The sequence below is a fragment of the Larkinella soli genome (assembly GCF_003703975.1).
In the GTDB taxonomy this organism is placed as follows: Bacteria; Bacteroidota; Bacteroidia; order Cytophagales; family Spirosomataceae; genus Larkinella; species Larkinella soli.
In genome coordinates, this window is sequence record NZ_QTJY01000004.1 from 76,596 (window position 1) to 95,161 (window position 18,566).

Sequence of the window (18,566 nt, forward strand, 5' to 3'; positions counted from 1 at the left end):
TTAACGCCTAATCATTGACTCGTTCACTTCCCCTCCCCCGCCTGTCCATTCCCCAGACTCACAAATCGGGTCAGGAAAGTGATCAGGCCCGGCAACCCGGTCGTCAGGGCCAGCAGCTTCTGATACATTTCTTCCTGCGTGAAGAACACCAGAACGGCGACGCCGGTCAGTAGCAGAGACAGCGGTCCCTTCATGGATTGCCAGGTCGAGTTCTGGTGGAATTTGCGGTGCAGCTGCTTCACTTCCGCGTCGCCGTCCTTGGTGATCAGGTAGGCCCGGAAAACCGGGCTGAAAAACGTTACTTTCAACTGGTTGATGGTCAGGATGCCCCGGGCCAGGAGGTGGTAGATCTCGATCCAGTTCTTATAATTGATCAGTCCGTCGACGGCCAGATCGAACAGGAGAAACCGCTCCTTTTCCGAACACTGCTGCCAGATCTGGTCAGCCATGGGGCGGATCTTTTCCACCCGCTCCAGCATCGTCTCCTCATAGGCCGTCAGCAGAGCCGCATCGACTTCCGCCGGGGAAACCGGGTCGGCCCCCCAGGGGTACAGGCAGGCGGCCGCCGGGGGGCAGTCGAAGGAAGAAAGGGAAGTAAAAGTCGATAGCGGGCCGGAATCCGGCGCCGTCTGCGTTTTGGAAACCTTGCTGAAGGAAATCAGAAACAGATTGGCCGACAGCGCCCGGAGCCAGTAGAACAACGCGGCCGCCAGAATACTGACAATCAGCAGAAGGACCACGATCCGGATGTCCTTGAAGAAGACGAATCGCTCCGGAATACACGACACCATATGCAGAAAACCGGCGTCGTTGGGCGGGGCAGCCGGCAGATGCAGTGGAAAATTATACCAGAATTCGATCTTCCCCCGGTCTACCCTCCAGCGCCAGCTGCTGTCGGCCGCGCCGGACTCCAGCGCCGGATAAATCAGTGGGTCGTAGAACTGGTTGGAGACGGCTTCAGCAAATTCGGAATAGAATTTTTCGTTGCGAATCTCCTCATCTCCTCGATAATTCGGTTCATTCTTCAGACAGATGGTGTCATCGAAAAAGTGGTACACCCCCTGCAAAGTGATTCGCTTGTGCAAATTACTGTAACTGGGAACGGGCTGGCCGTCGGGTTGCAGCTTCCGGACCATCAGGTTGCTGCGCTGCCGGAGGTCTTCCGCCATCTTCAGCTGGACCTTCTTCACGGTCTGGATCAACTCCTGGTTGTGTGCATACCAGGTGAAAAAGATACTTGGAATCACTGAAAGACAGACAATGCTCAACGTCAGCAGCAGGCAATAGCCTTCATGATAACGATGGGGATACCAGGCGGTATTCAGGCGGCCGCCGGTTCCCGACCAGAGGAAATAAAGCATCCCGCCCAGAATCAGCCCCTGAAATAATGGGAAAAAGGCATCGACCTGATAGCCGGCCGAATCGGCAGACAGCCCGACGACGGCGGTCAGGCCCACGTAGAAGCCGATCAGCATCCGGACGTTCAACCGGATTCGGCCGGCGCGGGCAGTATTTTCGGGGATCGACTGGAACGCCAGCATCGACCGGATCGTGAACAGCAGGAAAATGACGTTGACCGGGGTGAGCAGGGTCAGCAGGAAGATGGAAAAATTGCTGACTCTGTCGAACCGATAAAGCCAGGAGAAGGAGAGAAACAGCAGCACATACAGGCCCAGCACGGCGGCTCCCTGTTCATAGAAGGCGGTTTCCTTCGGTTTCGGGGTGATCCACGCCATGCCGTCCATCGGGCTGAACAGGAGCGGGTTGTTCCGGAGGTTGATCCAGCCCAACGCCAGCCAGAGCAGCAGCCAGATAAAGCCGGAGAAGGCGCAGAACAGGAGGGCAAACACCAGAATCCGCATATTGACGGCGATGTTGAAGCCTTTATCGTAGAAGGTCACCAGGTAATACGGCAGATTCAGGACCGGTCTGATGTGCATCATCCGCCATTTTCCGTACAGCTCCACGTCGTTGACGGTGGCTTCCTGCCGGGAGATGACCGCGGCCCGCAGCGCATCCGGCGGCCCGGCTTTCTCGAACAGGTTTTCGCGGAGGTTGCGGTTGCCGTCCGAATGCAGCAGCACCCGGCCGGTTTTGTCGATCAGGCAGAAGCCGTAGCCGACCGGAAGCACCGTCTGAACCACCGAATACATCTTGCTGGCCAGCGCCACCACCTCCTTCTCCGGCCGATAGACCGATCGGGCACTAATCGTCACGTTGAAGTCACCGTTGGTCCAGCTGTACAGCGGTTCCAGGCCAAATTCCATGGTTCCGCCGGTCTTACGGGGTAGCCGGAAGGCACTGTCCTGTCGAATGGCCCGGAAGTAAGTGCGGGACCGGATGTTGGCGAAAACCGGGGTGCCGTGCATTTCAGCCTTGATGATCTGATTGCCGGCCGAGTCCAGCCAGCTGATGCGGTCGTAGGAATAATAGGGATCTTCCTTCGGGTTTCCCGAATAGCTCCGAACCCTCTGGGAGTAATTGACGGTATTGATTCCGGGCCGCGACAGCAGGGGCGCATCCTCCCTTCGACAGTTGTCCAGAGCGAGCATCCGGCCGTACATGAGTTCGAGTTCGTAATTAAATTCGCTTCCTATCCTTTCGGAAAGCTTTATCAGGTTGTTCCGCCCGCGGATTTCGTCGCCTTTCCACAGCAGAAACTGAATGACGACCAGCGTAAAAACCGAGAAACCGACGAAAACCGATAAGCCCAGAAAGAAGATGTCTCCCACCGTCAGTTGCTCGCCCGAATCCATGATGTAAAACTTCAGAACGGGAATAAAAACCAGCAGCAGCAGGAAAAAAATCGCCAGCGGATAAACGAAATAGAAGGGAACTTTGGTAAGCGTCAGATGGTATTTTTCGGGGTCGGCAAACCCGCACAGGAAGTAGGACTTTCCTACCATTTCAAAAGGGTAAATAAAAATTTTTTCCTTTGATTCACCAGCGGTTACTTCCCGGATTCCCGGCAGGAAGTTCTGGCCTTTTTGCGGTAAAAGACTATCCAGCTGAACATCACTCCGAATCCCCAGACCGTCGTCCTGATAAACCAGGTGACGCATCGAACTGGTGTCTTTTTTGTCTTTTTTTACGGCGCGGAGAATAGCAAAGCCTTTAAAGATTTCGGACTTCTGGGTAACGAGAATAGGCTCCACGAAATCGGCGATGGATTCAGTAAAAATATAAATCCGGCCGCTCTTCGATTTGGCGCCAACCTTATATTCGATAGTGTCGCCATTGATCTCGGTTTTACCGTCCGGGCTGCCGGAAAAGATCCCCGTGCCGGCGGCCTTCGCTCCTGATTTTCGGGTCGATACGTCCCTGAAGCCGGACGTGTCCGAACTGCTTTCCAGAAGAATTTTCCTGACCGTCGGCAGATCCTGACTGTTGCGGTAAATGTTTTTATATAAGTTGAGCTTACTGTCGGCTTTTTCGTTCAGGTTTTCCGTGATGGTTTTCAGAATAAGAAAGCCGTTTTTATGCATTCGCTGTCGGTTCGTCGGGAGGTAATAATAGAAATAACCCACCAGGAAAATTCCCAATACAGAGAAGATGACCAGGTAGTAGAAGAACCGGCGGCTGCGGAAAGTACCAAGGCCAGCCATAAGACAGAAAGACAGTGGATTACACAGGCAATAAACCGGAAAACCGAAGCGGTAAAACCGCATTTATCCCGAAGGCAGCGCAGAGCTAATCTTTGTCTTATAAACTTTAAAAATGCCCGGTAAGAAACCAAGATTTTTTATGTGAAGTGCCGGCCTTTTATTTAAAGGTCGGTTCCGGTATGCAGCGAAACCGTGCCGCCCTTGTCTTTTAGCGGATAATTTCCCTTTAATTTCTTCCGCGACCCTTACCTGACCATGCTTAAAAGTTACCTTACTCTCCTTCTACGCCGAATCGTCAGAGAAAAAGCCGAATCGCTCGTTAACCTGATCGGGCTTTCGGCCGGCCTGATCGGCTTTGCCTTCATTGCGCTCTGGGTTCAGGACGAACTGAGCTACGACCGCATTTTCCCGAATTTCGACCGCATCGTTCGTCTGACGACCGCCAAACGCTCCGAAACCGGGCTGACCGAATCGGCGCGGACGGTTGCCCCACTGGCCAGAGCGCTTCGTCAGGGTTTTGCCGAGATCGAAACCGTCGTCCGGCTGGAGCGGAAGGAGGAAATCGTGCAGGTCGGGAACCGGCAGACTCTGCAGGCCGGTATTCTTCTGACCGATCCGTCGTTTTTCGAAGTGTTCAGTTACCGGCTCAGCCGGGGCAATACCGCCACCGCTCTCTCCGAGCCTTACTCGGTGGTCCTGACCGAATCGACGGCCCGCAACTATTTCGGAGACTCGGACCCCATCGGGCAATCGCTGCTGATCTATCTGTATGACAGCACGGGCGCCGGAGCGAATTACCGGGTCACCGGCCTTGTGCCCGACCCGCCCAAAAACGCCCATTTTTCGTTTTCGATGCTCGGCTCCTTCCGGACCGTCGAGAAAGCCCGGCCCGGTGTTCTGACGGCCGAAGGCTGGACCGATCCACGGTATTACACCTATCTGCTGCTGAAGGAAACCACCGACCGCCCGGCCCTGGCCGGGAAGATGGCCCGGTTTACGGGCAAACTTCCCGGCGAGCGGCTGAACGACGGGCGGCCGGCTTTCTCGTACCGTCTGCAACCGCTTGCCGATATCCACCTTCACTCACATCTGGAAAACGAACTCACCGCCAACGGGTCGGCCACGCAGGTGTTCCTGTTTTCGACCGTCGGGCTGCTGATCCTGCTGCTCGCCGGTATCAATTACATGAATCTGGCTACGGCGCGGGCGGTGGGTCGCGCCCGGGAGGTAGGCATCCGGAAAGCCGTCGGCGCGCAGAAAACCCAGTTGATCGCCCAATTTCTGGGTGAGTCGGCAGGGGTAGCCCTCCTCGCGCTAATTCCGGCTATAACCGCTTCGACGCTCCTTCAGCCTTACTTTTACCGGATTACCGGCAAAGACCTGTCGCTGTTGTCGCAGCCGCCCCTCCTGCTTTTTCTGATCGGCGTCACGGTCCTGGTGGGCCTGCTTTCGGGGCTGTATCCGGCTTTCGCTTTATCCTCCTTCCGGCCGGCCGGCACGCTGAAGGGCGGTTTTCGACCCGGTACGGGCAACGTCCGGTTGCGGCAGACGCTGATCGTTGCGCAGTTTTTCGTAACGCTGGTCCTGATTACCTGCATCGTAGTCATTTACGCCCAGATGCGGTACATCAAACACAAAGACCTCGGCTATGACAGGGACGCCCTGCTGATGGTTCGGCATAACGGCAATGCCGGGGTGGTTCAGGGCTATGAAGCGTTCCGGAATGAGTTGCGGAGCAGCCCGCTGATCGCCGGTGTGGCTACCTCCAACGCGTTCATCACCAGCGGGTTGGATACCGCGCCGGCCGCAACCGTCGACGATGCGGGCCAACCCGTCGAACTACCGGCGGCCCGGCTGGAGGTGGACTCCGATTTTCTGAATGTCTACGGTCTGACGCTGATCGCGGGCCGGAACCTGTCGCCCCGCGCGGCCGGCGATTCGGTCCGGCCGGTGATTCTGAACGAGACGGCGGTCCGGAAAGCAGGCTGGAAAAATGCGGAAGCCGCCCTCGGCAAACCGTTCGCGCTGGACGGACGGCCGGGAACGGTGATCGGCGTCGTGCGGGATTTTCATTTCAGCACGCTCCGGCACGCCATCCAGCCGCTGGCGGTATTCGCCCGGGACGGTTATTTTTCAAGAATTACGATCCGGATTCATCCCCGCCAGATGGGTCCGGCGCTGGCATTAATTGAAAACGCGTGGAAGAAGCATTTCCCGGTCGTGTTGTTCGACTTCAGTTTCGCCGACCGGCAACTGGAGGAGCAGTACCGCGCCGAAGAACGCTTCTCTACCCTCCTGCTGGCCTTTTCGGTCCTGTCACTGCTGATCGCCTGTCTGGGATTATATGGCCTGATTGCCTACCTGACCGCCCGGCGGACAAAAGAAATCGGTATCCGTAAGGTGCTGGGGGCTACGACCGAAGGGATTGCCCTCCTGCTGTCCGGCGACCTGCTGAAGCTGGTGGTGCCGGCCGGTTTTCTGGCCGCGCCGGTGGCGACTTATCTCCTGCACCGGTGGCTGGAAAACTTCGCTTACCGGGTTGAACTGCAATGGTGGATGTTTGCCGGAGCGGGCCTGCTGGTCTTTCTCCCGGCCTTACTCACGGTCAGCTATGAAAGCATCAAAGCCGCCCTTGCCGACCCGGTTCGAAGCCTGCGGAGCGATTGATGCGGGCGGCTTCGAAGGGCTTATTCCGGGCTTTCGGTCTGCCGCATCCGGGGGCTTTTGATTTCTTTTTTGCCGAGTTTATACGAAAGCGTCAGCCGGATGTTCTGATTCTGATACCGGTAGGTGAGTTGCTGGCGGAAGGCACCGGCGGTGGTCGCTTCGGTCAGGTAGGTAAAGGGCGTCAGAATGGTGTCCAGACGCAGGCTCATCGTGAACCGGTCGCCGGCGGTTTTGCGGCTGACGGTCAGGCTGTAATATTTCCAGCCGGTGCGCCGGCCCTGCAGGAAGAGGTTGTCCGAATCGAAAAAGCCGTAGAAGTCGACGCTGAAGCCTTTGGGCAGTTTGTGGCTGTAGTTGAGCACCAGCTGCCGCATCCAGCCCCGGTTGGAGAGGCCCATCGCCGGGCTTTCGAACCGAACGTACTGGGTAGTTACCGTGCCGTTGAGATTGATCCCGGCGGTGGGTTTCCAGGTCAGGGTGACCGATGCGCCCAGCCGCCGGTTCTGCCCGACGTTCTGCCAGGTACTTTCAAAAACGCCGTCGGGCCGCGGGGTTCGGACGGCCTGAATGCTGTTGCGATTCTGATTCAGAAACAAAGCCACTTCAGTGAAAAGCCGGGTGCCGTTTTGGGAGTAACTCACCTGATACCGGCGGGTGACCTCGGGCAGCAGCCGCGGATTTCCGAATTGCACGTTGAGCGAATCGCTGTTGTTGACGGTCGGGTCCAGATAGCCGTAAAAAGGCCGCACCAGCCTGACGGTATACCCGACCTTCAGCGTACTTTTCAGGTTCAGGCTGCGGCTGATCAGCAGGTTCGGCGCCAGATTCCGGTACGACGGTATCCGCAGGGCTTCCTGTTTGAACGTGGCCTGCAGGGCGGTCAGTTCGTAGCGGGTGCCGGTGATGAACTGCCAGCGTCCGAGCCGGAAATTATAATTCAGATACAGCGCATAGATCCGGCTTCGGTATGAAAACACGTTCGACCGGACCGGATCAGGCTGAAAACCGGTCGGGCCGGGTGCCGGCACCTCGAACCGGCTTTCGCTGTCGATGGCCTTCTGCGTAATCTTGCCGCCGGTTTCCCATTTCCGGTTATCCCGGAGCGTTCGTGCATAGTCGGCCTGCACGATCCAGTCCCGGTTGACGGACCGGCTTTCAAAGGTTTCCTGATAGAAAACCGGTTCGGTCTGTTCCAGCGCATACCGGCTCAGGGCGGGTGAATGCGAGTAGGTTCCGAGCAGCGAGAACTCCCGCTGTTTGTCGCGGGAAAAGCCGGTGTAGCCGCCCGAAACCTGGTGGCCGGTCCGCTCGGACGGCTGAACGACCTGCCGATCAAAAGCCGGTCGGAGGCCTCCCGCTCCATCCGTCTGGAAATTCTCTGACTGTAGCGTTGTTCGGTTCAGCAGATGCCGAAACCGGTATACGGCCGTCAGCGTATTCAGCGAATCGATGCTGTAAAGAATCGACGTGCCGCCGAAGCCGTACCGCCCCGTTTGCCGGGATTCGTTGCGCTGCCGCACCGCCGACCCAGCCGAGGTTCGCTCCAGCACACTGCCGTTGCGGTTCCAGTAAGTCTGATAAATGCCGTCGAGTTTGATCAGCCACTGGTCGTATTTCGTTTGCAGGTCGCCCATGAGCTGGTGGCTGCGGTTGCCCAGCATACCGCTCACATTGCCGTTGGTGGTGTTGGCCCGGCTGCGCCGGGTAATAATGTTCACGACGCCGTCGGTTCCCTCGGCGTCGTAGCGGGCCGACGGATGCGTGATGACTTCGACCCGGACGATGCTTTCGCCCGGGATGGCTTTGAGTGCGTCGGCCACCGAGGAGGCATAAAGGTCGGAGGGTTTGCCGTCGATAAAGACCCGGATGTTGGCGCTCCCGCGCAGGGAAAGGCCCCCGCTGGCATCCACCGCCAGCAGCGGCACCTTACGCAGAACGTCCGACGCGTCGCTGCCGGCCATCGACGGCAGGCTTTCAACGTTGAACGTGATGCCGTCCGCGCGCTGCTCGATCAGGGGCCGCTGTGCCCGGACCGTCACCGCCTGCAGGGTGCGGGCCTCCTGGACCAGGCCGACCGTATCGGTTTCAACATCCGGTTGCCGGGCATCGAGGACCCAGGCCGGGATTTGCGTGGTCCGAAATCCCACGGCGCTGAAGGTGAGCGTATACGTATCGAAAGGCAGCTTCTGGAGAGAAAACCGGCCCAGGCTGTCGGTCAGGGTGCCGTCGACGGCTTTTCCCCGGCGAATCAGCGCGATGGTAATGAACGGCAGCGGCCGCCCCGACACCGAATCAACCACCACGCCCCGGACCGAGCCGGTTGGCGCCACCGGTTGTGCGTCGAGCCGGAGCGTACACAGGAGAAACAGAGCGAAGAGACGGCATACGACGGTTTTCATGAGCCAGCCGAAACCGGGTCAATCCTCTGCGGACCGGTTTCGGAAGCAAAGCAATCCGAAGCCGGTCATCCCTCAAAAATTAGTAGAGCAACGGCGGGGAAAGTAGAGGAAGGAGCAATGTGAATTATTGTAAAGGTTTCTTCACTTGTTCTACAACCGCAGCCAGTTCTTCAAAATCGGCTTTTACGGGATTTAGCCGCAAGAGGCTATTTAACGAGATCATTTTTTGCGTGGGACATCTCTCATTGAGAACCTTTGTCGGTAAAACATAAAACGCCCACTGGTCGATATTCAGCGGATTAACGGTCGTTTTATCCTGATGAAAAAGCAGGCAAAAGACATAAACGTCGGCTTGCCGGACAGTAAGGGGGCTATACAGGTTGGTCTCGGCGTCCCAGCCTTTTGTTGGCCCAATTCCAAATTGGATGGCAGAAAGTTTCTGGTGCGCCCAGGTTTGCAAGTAAGCCGCCGACTTGACTTCTACTTTGATACCTGAGGGTGTTTTGAGGTCATAGGCATCCCATTCCGTCCGGACGCCATTTGCCACATTTAGAGCCTTTGCCACAATAAACTCGGCCAGAATTCCACGGGTAGCGTTGCTCACCAGATCGGAAACCGACCACCGCCAGAAATCCAGCAAGGTGGCATCTAACAATTGTCCATTCCGTTCAAAGGGCTCATTGCCGGATTTGGGAGTGACTTTAAGGGCGGGGTAGTTGGGGGAAGAGTCTGAATGGGCTTCCGTTAGCATGTGATCTCTAATTTTAATTAGAATCCGGGTGGAGAAGTCTTTGTCTCTCGTAAAATCTATCCCTATGAAATTCTAAGTATACTTGCTGTTCAGGATAAAACGGCCCAACATTCTTCTTCGGGTCCAACCCGCATTTTTTCATTAAATCTGTGACCCATTCCTCTGCTACAAGAATGTCACCCTGGTTTGTAAAGCTTATAAGCATTTTATCAAATAATTTATCAACATGTGGAGTAAGCATTAACCCGTTATACTTATCTAATTTCTCTGAGCTATTAGATTCCTTCCAAGGCTTAATATGGCTGGCAATCAAGAAAGTTTCATTACTTATCTCTGTTAATCGACAGCATTTTTCGATTTCTAACACACGAGAACGGAAGATTCCTTGTCCAACTCGTGCTTTAATTAATTGATCTTTCTCTGTTTGACGTATTTGTGCATTAATAATTTGTTCAACCTCAATAACGTCCTCAACAACCCTCGTAGCGAAGTCTACTTCTTGCAGAAGTCCCAAATTATTTATTGAGATTAATCGTAGAAGTAAACTCGCTAAGTCATCACTAATTTCGGCTAAATAGCATGCTTGGTTTCCATTACCATTAACTTGTATTGGAGAATATTTTTTTGGAAGGAGAGGGCTAATCCCGTTAATATATTGTTTAGGCTTTATTGGCTTATTTAACAAAATCCAATTTATTCTTACAAGCCACCCCTCATCATCCCATTGGTTTCCAATATTTCCAAACTCAGGAGGCCTTTTCGCTATTTCAAATGTTTGGGTGGCAACTCCTATTGCCTTTATTGCTTGACCTGCATATGAAAAAACTTTGTCTCCGATTCTTACTTTGGTTAGGTTTTCGTAAAAAAGATTTCTTGATCCGTTTTGCCGGTTTTTAGGAGACCAAATATATTCTCCCTCAATTTCGCTTTTAAATGTCTGTTTATGGTTTACCCTCCAGTAGTTCATAGAAATAGGTTTAATTTTTAACCTAAATCCATTTTTATACTATATCTACTGCCATTTTATGAGAGATATCTGATTGGAATGTTGCTTGTAAATACAATATTATTGGATGCGTAAAGGCTTTTATCATAGATAATATAGATTATAATGAGCATTACAGTTTCATTTGGGTAATTTAAATCCTTTGCTATTCTCTCTTTTTTGCACCAGTCTTCTCCAACTGCTAATTAATATTCTTTTTATTGAGACAATCTCGATTTGGGTGACTCACCTAATATTACAAATCGTTTTGTGCTAGACTTAATGTTTGCTGAAGATCAGCCATTCTGGAGGGAATAGCGTGCTTTAAAGCATACAACTGAGATGGATCAGGTGCCTATAGCTATCCATCATCTATAGACTGGTGTCCGCTGTTACTGGAATTAAAAGGTCGCAATGCGATCCATTCCGAGGTTGATAAAACGTTTTCGAGTGGTTATTTCAATATTGTTTCTGATGGCGTTGGAGTAGAAGAAAGATTGTTTAAAGTGAACATATAAAATATTGTATTACAGATGTTTATGCTTTAGTTCATTCCATAAATTTATTAATCGTGATTTCATCTCTAAAAATTTCCTGCCACTCAATCCTTGTTTTTATTGCACAAGCAAATTATGTTTGGGCCGCGTATTCAGTTGTCCGTGTTTTCAAGTAAAATCAATCATTCGCATGCTTTATTCAAGAGGTGGAAAAAGGCCTGGCCGGCAAAAGGGTGAAAGTCCCCACTCTCTTATTCCGTGCGAACATGGTTTTGCTGGATAACTGGTACGCGGTGACCGGCCTATTTTTCAATCAATTCTTCCAACACATGCGTACCAGGAAGAAGAGGACCGCGGCTGCCGTTGAGCAGCCCGGTTCTTCACACCCAAACGATTCGGCACAGCCGAACAACCCCTTACGGCATCTGCCCACTTCGCTGCGCCCGCTGACCGGCTTTCAGATCGCTCACGCCCGCTGCTTCCGGCTGACCAACTTCGACATGACCCCCGTCCTGCCCAAGGATGCCGTCGTCGTCGGTTTTCCCATCGATCTCATCGACCGCGACATGGCCTCCGGCCTGCTGCTGATCGAAACCACCGACGGCCAGATCATCTGCGGCCGCACCATCTGCGTGACGCCCTTCGCCGTCGTGCTGCGCTTCGACCGGCCCCGCTGCCCCTCCAAATCCTTTCTACACGGGGAAATCCGCCGGCTTTACCAGGCATTTCCGCTCGACGGGCCGGTCATTCCACCCTATTTCTGAGAAGCCCGGCCCTAACATCTCACCACCTACGGATGTTATTCCCTATATTTCCTGCCTATTTATCATCCCATGCGTGTTTTGATTGTCGACGATGAGGAGGAGGTGGCTTCCTTCATCAAGAGTGGTCTGGAAGATTACGGCATCGTGGCCGATACGGCCGCCGACGCCATCATCGGCCAGAAAATGATGGCCGAGAAATCCTATACGTCGGTAATTCTGGATATTAACCTGCCCATTATCAACGGCTACGAGTTCTGCCAGATCATCCGGGAGCGGTACCGGGACGTCGCCATACTGATGCTGACGGCCCTCGGCAGCACCGAACACAAGCTGACGGGTTTCGACGTCGGGGCCGACGACTATCTGGTGAAGCCGTTCGAGTTTCGGGAACTGATGGCGCGGCTAAGAGCCATCAACCGGCGCCGGGCCGTGGGGCCGATCGAGTCGGTGGTACTGAAAATGGCCGACCTGGAGCTGAACGTCAAGAGCAAGGAGGTCCGGCGCGGCAACCGAAAGCTGACGCTGACCGCCCGCGAACTGGCTCTGCTGGAGTATTTTATGAAGAATCCGAACAAGGCCATGACCCGCGCCGAGATTGCCGAAAACGTCTGGGACGTGTCGTTCGATACGGGCACAAACGTCGTCGATGTCTACGTGAATTACCTGCGCAAAAAGATCGACAAGGACTTTTCGCCCAAACTCATCCATACGCTCAGCGGGATCGGCTACATTATGAAGGAAGACGAAACCTGACGCATGAACATCCGTACCCGCCTGTCGATCAACTTTCTCATCGTCGTAGCCGCGAATCTCATCCTGTTTTCGATGGTGATCTATGTCACCTCCTCCTACAACCGGCGCAGCGACTTCTACAAACGCCTGGGCGACAAGGCCATTACCACCACCCGCCTGCTGGTGGAAGTGTCGGAGGTGAATGAACGACTTCTCAAGCTCATCGACCGCAACAACCTCTCGGCCCTGCCCGAAGAACAGATTACCGTCTACGATCGCCGGAACCGCATCGTCTATTCCAGCGACGACCGGCCCGATGTGGTGCCCGAAACGCCCGAACTGCTCGACCGCATCCGGAAGGAGCGGGAGGTCTGGATGCAGCGAAACGACCGGCAGGTGATCGGAATCGCCTACAATTACGACGGCCGGCAGTGGGTGATCGTAGCCTCGGCCTACGACGAATTCGGCCTGACCGAACTCTACCAGCTTCGGACGGTGATCGCCGTCGGCCTGCTGGTGACGCTGACGCTGGTGGGGCTGACGGGCTGGTTCTACGCCGGACGGTCGCTGCAACCCATCACGGACGTGGTCCGTCAGGTCGACGCCATCACGGTTTCAAAACTCGACCAGCGGGTGCGGGCGGGCAGCGACGGCGATGAAATGGCACGGCTGGCCGACACCTTCAACCGGATGCTCGACCGGGTGCAGGCGGCTTTCGACATCCAGCGCAACTTCGTGGCCAATGCCTCGCACGAACTGCGTACCCCGCTGACGGTCATTACGGGCCAGATCGAAACCACCCTGATCAAGTCCCGCACGGTGGAGGAACACGAGGCCAAATGGCGGGCGCTGCTCGAAACCATGCACCACCTCAACAAACTGGCCAACGGCCTGCTCCAGCTCGCCCAGGTGAGTATCGATCAGACCGGCAAGACCTTCCGGGAGCTGTCGGTCGACGAGGTGGTGTCCCAGGCCGCCCGGCTGCTCCGGACCCGGCAGCCCGACTTCCACGTCGGCTTTCACATCGGCAGCGACGCCGACGCCGACCCGCCCGACCTGAGCATGACCGGCGACGAATCGCTGCTGACCACGGCCTTTCTGAACCTGATGGAAAACGCCTGCAAGTTCTCCTCCGACAAAAAGGTGGAGGTGTCGCTCGATGCCGACGAGCAGTGGGTGACGATCCGGTTCCGCGACCGGGGCATCGGCATCAGTCCGACCGATATGCCCTACATCTACGTTCCGTTTTTCCGGGCCGAGAACGCGCGGCACGTCAAGGGTCACGGCATCGGTTTGCCCCTGACTCAGAGCATCATACAACTTCATAACGGAAAGATTGGGGTCGAATCGGAGGTCAATCAGGGCACCGAAATCACGCTTCAGCTCCCTAAACGTCTCTAATCGAATTCTAATCGGCTTTTAATTGATCTCTTATCGACTTCTAACAGCCCTCTAATGAGCCGAATGGACCCCGGCGCTAATTTTGTAACTCACAAGGACACCATTTTTAAAGCGAAGGGGTATGATGAACCGAGCAGAGAATAACCGTTTCAAACCTTCCGGCCTCGTCAACTGGGTGACGGTCTGGGGGCTGATCTTCGCGGCCATTGGCCTTAACTATTATGCCGACTTTAAAAAGGAATATACCGGCAAACAGACCTACCAGACCGCGCTGCGCGAGCGGGAGCGCGAACTCGAATCGCTCCGGATCGCCCGGCAGCAGATGGATCAGGAACTGGTTCAGATGCGGTCCGCCCTGGATCAGTGCCGAACCGGCCAGACGGCCCAGCGTCAAACCGCGTCGGCCGCCCTGGTAAGTAATCAATAATTCGACAGAACCAGCCAAACGCCGACCCGCCCGAAGCGGGTCGGCATTGAGTTTTTATTCACATCAATAAACAGGAGGGAAGCACGGATGAACCAAACGGTGAAAAAGCAGGCATTCGATTTCAGAACAATGCAGGGCGATATAAAAGGGGGCGTGATTTCATTTCTGGTGGCCGTACCACTGTGTCTGGGCATTGCTCTGGCATCGGGAGCGCCCCTGTTTGCCGGTATTCTCTCCGGCATCGTCGGGGGGCTGGTGGTGGGGGCGATCAGCCGGTCGGCGGTGAGTATTTCGGGGCCGGAGGCTGGTCTGATCGTGGTCGTGCTGGGCGCCGTCGAGGCCCTCGGTTCGTTCCCGGCGGTATTGCTGGCGACCTGTCTGGCCGGGGTGCTCCAGATTGGGCTGGGTTTTGCCCGGGCCGGGATCGTCAGCAACTTTTTTCCGACATCAGTCATTAAAGGTATGCTGGGCGGTATCGGTATCATTCTCATCATCAAGCAGATACCGCATCTGGTAGGATACGATGCCGACGCGGCCGAATCGTACATCCTGCTGCCTAATCAGGGCATCGACATCATCGACCAGTTCGTGCTGGCTTTCGGGCAGTTCAACGTGGGCGCCATCCTGATTGCGCTGGTTTCGCTGGGCATCCTGCTGCTGTGGGAAAAGCCGCGAATCAAACAACATCCGGTTTTGCGGAACCTTCCGGCGGCCCTGATCGTGGTGGTACTGGGCATTCTCTTCAACGAACTGTACAAAACGCTCGTGCCGGCCTGGACGCTGAGCGGTGACCACCTCGTCCAGTTGCCCGTTGCGACAAGTGCGCCGGAGTTTCTTCAGCTGCTGACCCTGCCCGACTTTTCTCAGTGGAACAACCCGCAGGTGTATATTTCGGCCGTATCCATCGCACTGGTTGCCAGCCTGGAAGCCCTGCTGGCCGTAGAAGCGACGGATGACCTCGACCCGCTGAAGCGTAAGACCCCGACCAACCGGGAGCTGAAGGCGCAGGGAATCGGTAACATCGTGAGCGGGCTGGTCGGCGGTTTGCCGCTGACGTCCATCATTGTTCGGAGTTCGGTCAGTATCAACGCCGGAGCCCGCACCAAACTGGCGGCCCTCGTTCACGGGTCCTTATTGCTGGTCTGCGTCGTCGCGATCCCCCGGGTGCTGAACCTGATCCCCTGGGCGGCTCTGGCTTCGATTCTGCTGGTAACGGGGTATAAGCTGGCACCGATCGCGACGTTCCGGCAGATGTATCAGCTCGGAAAACCGAAGTTCTTCTCGTTCATTACGACGGTGATCGCCATCCTGCTCACCGACCTCCTGACCGGTATTGCCATCGGGATGGCCGTGGGGCTGTTCTTCGTCCTGCGCGAAAATTACCGCAAGGGGCATCAGGTCGAAACCGTCGACGAAAGCGAGGGCCGACACGTGCGCATTCGTCTGGGCGAACACGTCTCATTCCTGAACAAAGCCGGTATCGTGGAGCAGCTGCGGAGCGTTCCTGATAACTCACTGGTCGAGATCGACGGCACGCAGTCATCCTACATCGACCGCGACGTTCTGGATGCCATTCGGAACTTTCGCGAAACCGCCCGAACGCGCAACATCCAGCTGACGTTCCGCCGGACCACCGAACCGGAACTGTCGTCGGTGCTGCAACGCGACCGGGTACCTACCTACAACGGACACCCCCACCGGATTTAAGAGTTGGATAGATGTACAGGAAACTCCGCAGAATGATCTGCGGAGTTTTTTTGTTTTACCCCTCATTCACTCCGCAGACTCTTCACCGGATTTGCCAAAGCGGCCCGGATCGACTGGAACGAGACGGTTGCCAGCGCAATGAGCGTAGCCGCCAGACCGGCCAGGGCAAACACCCACCAGTCGAGGTCCACTTTATAGGCGAAATCCTGTAGCCATTGATTCATGAGCCACCAGGCAAGGGGAGAGGCAATGACGATGGCAACGGCCACCAGTTTCAAAAAGTCGCCGGAGAGCAGCACGGCGATGCTGGTGATGGAGGCCCCCAATACCTTCCGCACGCCGATTTCCTTCGTACGTTGCTCGGCCATAAAAGCCGCCAGCCCGAACAGGCCCATACACGCGATCAGAATGGCCAGCCCGGACGCCAGCGCGAACAGCGTCCCCGATTGCCGCTCCGATTGATACAGCCGGTTGTAATTGTCGTCGACGAAAAAGAAATCGAACGGATTCCCCGGAAACTGTCGCTTGTATAGCTGTTCCAGCTGGGCTACCTTCTCCGGCATACGGTCGCCGGTCAGCCGGACGGTATAATAGGATGCGTTGTTGGTCTGCGGGTAGAAAATAATCGGATCGATGGCCTGCCGGACCGACTGGTGGTGGTAGTCCTTCAGTACCCCGACCACCTCATAATCCCGGCCCCAGCGGATCCGCTTCCCGACGGCCTGCTGCGTCGACTCGAAGCCCAGCTGGCGGACGGCCGTCTCGTTGAGCATCACCTGCGTAACCTGGTCCCAGGGTTTGTTGCCCATGGCTTCGGTGATGTTTGAGCCGGCGGCCAGTTTCAGGCCATAGGTCGGCACGAAGCGGTGGTCGACCCCGGCAATGGCATAGCTTTTTCGCTCCTCACCCGGTTTCGGCACCGGGCGGGTGATGCCCGACGCTTTGAAATTATACCAGCGGCTCGGTACGCTGGTCGTTTTGCAGAACTCCTGTACGAAAGCCAGCTGCTCGAACTCCTGAAGGAAGGCGGTTTTACGGGTCTGAAACGTCTCGTCGATGCTCACTTCGGGAGCCTGAATTACCAGCAGCTGGTCGGTTTTTACGCCCAGGTCCTTGTTTTGCATATACTGCAACTGTCGGTACAGCACGGCCGTGGAGGCAATCAGCGCCACCGAAATACTGAACTGTACCACCACTAACGACTGCCGAAGGAAAACGCCCCGGCTCGAGCGGGCAAACACCCCTTTCAGCGTCTGCGTCGGCCGGAACGAGGAGAGTACGAAGGCCACATACATGCCCGACGCCAGCGAACTTACCACCAGCCCCGCCACCCCGACGGCCCACAGGCCTCCCTGGAACAGACCTCCCAGCGAGAGCGGTTTGCCCGTAAACTGGTTGAAGGCGTCCTGCAGGGAGGTCACCAGCAACAGGGCCAGCCCCAGACCGAACAGGTTGAGCAGGACGGATTCGCCCAGGAACTGCGCAATCAGCTGCTCACGGCCGGCGCCCACCGCTTTCCGGACGCCCACTTCCCGGGCACGTTTCAGCGAGCCGGCCGTCGAAAGGTTGATATAATTGAACCAGGCAATGGCGAGAATGAGCAGGCCGATACCGCCCAGCAGATAGACAAAGCTGAGTTTACCCGTCGTCGTAAAGGTATCGCCCAGCGAGGAGGCCAGATGAACATTTTTAAGCGGCTGAAGCCGGAGCGGCTCGCCGGCGGTTTCGGGCCGGAGTTTGTTCTTGAAGGCATTCAGTTTCTGCTCGAACGCCAGGTAGTCGGCGCCCTCGCGGAGTTGCAGGTAGGTCTGGGTGAAGCCGGATTCCAGATTGTCGAGTTTTGCCCAGTCGGCGTTGCCGTTCAGGTTGGCCGGGTTCTCCAGTGTCTTCAGCGAGAAAAGCATGTCGTACCGGAAGTCGGAATTGGCCGGCATGTCGCGGTACACGGCCGTGACCGTATACGGCTTGCGTCCGAACTGGTTGGTCAGGGTCAGCGAGAGGCCGAGCGCGGGCTTGCCGCCGAAGTATTTTCGGGCGACGGATTCCGAAATGGCGACGGTAAAAGGCTGGTTGAGCGAGTTCGCCGAGCCGGAAACCACCGGGAAGGAAAACATCTCGAAGAAGCTGCCGTCGGCCATCGTAATGGCATTCTCCCGGAAGGATTTTCCACGAACCGGGTCCCCGCTGGAGACGATCCCCACGATGACGTCGGCGGTACGGCAATAGCGGGCTACCTCCCCGAACTGCTGCCGGGTGAGCGGCCCGACGCCCGGCGGCAGAAACTCGAACGTAGCGCCTTCGCGGTTCTGCGCCAGCATCCGGTAGAGTGTCGGCAGATTTTTGTGAAACCGGTTGACGCCGTACTCGAAGCTGATGAATTCCAGGATAAACAGAAAGGTCGTGAGGCCGAGCGCCAGACCGGAGATGTTGATGAAGGTAAACGCCTTGTTTTTCCAGAGATTCCGGAAGGCGATTTTCAGGTAGTTATTGAACATAGAGCGAGTTGGTTGGGTCGGGCCGTGTTCCTGAATTGCCCCAAATCCCTTGCCAAACCCAAAAAACGTCATTTGAACCGTCCAGACCGGATCGGAACCCGAATCCTGTACGATTTCGGACAGCCGGTTGTCCGGC

Annotated in this window: 11 protein-coding genes; 6 read left to right on the forward strand and 5 right to left on the reverse strand. The window is 55.8% G+C overall.

Annotated features, from left to right (window positions below; genetic code table 11):
* Positions 1-23: 23 nt before the first annotated feature.
* A complete protein-coding gene (locus DX909_RS12000) occupies positions 24-3,605 on the reverse strand; it encodes a PDC sensor domain-containing protein (RefSeq protein ID WP_128545425.1) in 3,582 nt (1,193 codons plus the stop codon).
* Positions 3,606-3,860: 255 nt separating this feature from the next.
* On the opposite strand from DX909_RS12000, the gene DX909_RS12005 reads away from it, so the two are divergent.
* Positions 3,861-6,272, forward strand: a complete 2,412-nt coding sequence (locus DX909_RS12005) for an ABC transporter permease (protein WP_128545426.1) — start codon at positions 3,861-3,863, stop codon at positions 6,270-6,272.
* Between the two features lie 20 nt (positions 6,273-6,292).
* On the opposite strand, the gene DX909_RS12010 is transcribed toward DX909_RS12005, so the two are convergent.
* The 3 genes from DX909_RS12010 to DX909_RS12020 form a co-directional block, all read right to left on the reverse strand.
* The gene (locus DX909_RS12010) at positions 6,293-8,671 is read right to left on the reverse strand and encodes a TonB-dependent receptor (RefSeq protein WP_128545427.1); all 2,379 of its coding nucleotides are present in this window, start codon (positions 8,669-8,671) and stop codon (positions 6,293-6,295) included.
* 124 nt (positions 8,672-8,795) lie between these two features.
* A complete protein-coding gene (locus DX909_RS12015) occupies positions 8,796-9,422 on the reverse strand; it encodes a hypothetical protein (RefSeq protein WP_128545428.1) in 627 nt (208 codons plus the stop codon).
* 13 nt (positions 9,423-9,435) lie between these two features.
* Positions 9,436-10,389 carry an HNH endonuclease gene (locus DX909_RS12020; protein ID WP_128545429.1) on the reverse strand — a complete coding sequence of 318 codons (954 nt, stop codon included), beginning with the start codon at positions 10,387-10,389 and terminating at the stop codon, positions 9,436-9,438.
* Positions 10,390-11,233: 844 nt separating this feature from the next.
* Between DX909_RS12020 and DX909_RS12025 the strand changes: the two genes are divergently transcribed.
* The 5 genes from DX909_RS12025 to DX909_RS12045 all read left to right on the forward strand — a co-directional run bounded on the left by DX909_RS12025 (position 11,234) and on the right by DX909_RS12045 (position 15,935).
* Positions 11,234-11,668 carry a hypothetical protein gene (locus DX909_RS12025; protein WP_128545430.1) on the forward strand — a complete coding sequence of 145 codons (435 nt, stop codon included), beginning with the start codon at positions 11,234-11,236 and terminating at the stop codon, positions 11,666-11,668.
* Positions 11,669-11,737: 69 nt separating this feature from the next.
* The gene (locus tag DX909_RS12030; RefSeq protein WP_128545431.1) at positions 11,738-12,421 is read left to right on the forward strand and encodes a response regulator transcription factor; all 684 of its coding nucleotides are present in this window, start codon (positions 11,738-11,740) and stop codon (positions 12,419-12,421) included.
* A 3-nt stretch (positions 12,422-12,424) separates the two neighbouring features.
* Entirely contained in the window at positions 12,425-13,801 is a 1,377-nt protein-coding gene (locus tag DX909_RS12035; protein ID WP_128545432.1) for a HAMP domain-containing sensor histidine kinase, read from the forward strand.
* A gap of 121 nt (positions 13,802-13,922) precedes the next feature.
* Entirely contained in the window at positions 13,923-14,228 is a 306-nt protein-coding gene (locus DX909_RS12040; protein WP_128545433.1) for a hypothetical protein, read from the forward strand.
* Positions 14,229-14,327: 99 nt separating this feature from the next.
* Positions 14,328-15,935 (forward strand): SulP family inorganic anion transporter, encoded by a 1,608-nt coding sequence (locus tag DX909_RS12045; protein ID WP_310589843.1) that lies wholly within the window; start codon positions 14,328-14,330, stop codon positions 15,933-15,935.
* Positions 15,936-15,997: 62 nt separating this feature from the next.
* Here DX909_RS12045 and DX909_RS12050 read toward each other — a convergent pair whose 3' ends face one another.
* Positions 15,998-18,430 carry an ABC transporter permease gene (locus DX909_RS12050; RefSeq protein WP_128545435.1) on the reverse strand — a complete coding sequence of 811 codons (2,433 nt, stop codon included), beginning with the start codon at positions 18,428-18,430 and terminating at the stop codon, positions 15,998-16,000.
* Positions 18,431-18,566: the final 136 nt, after the last annotated feature.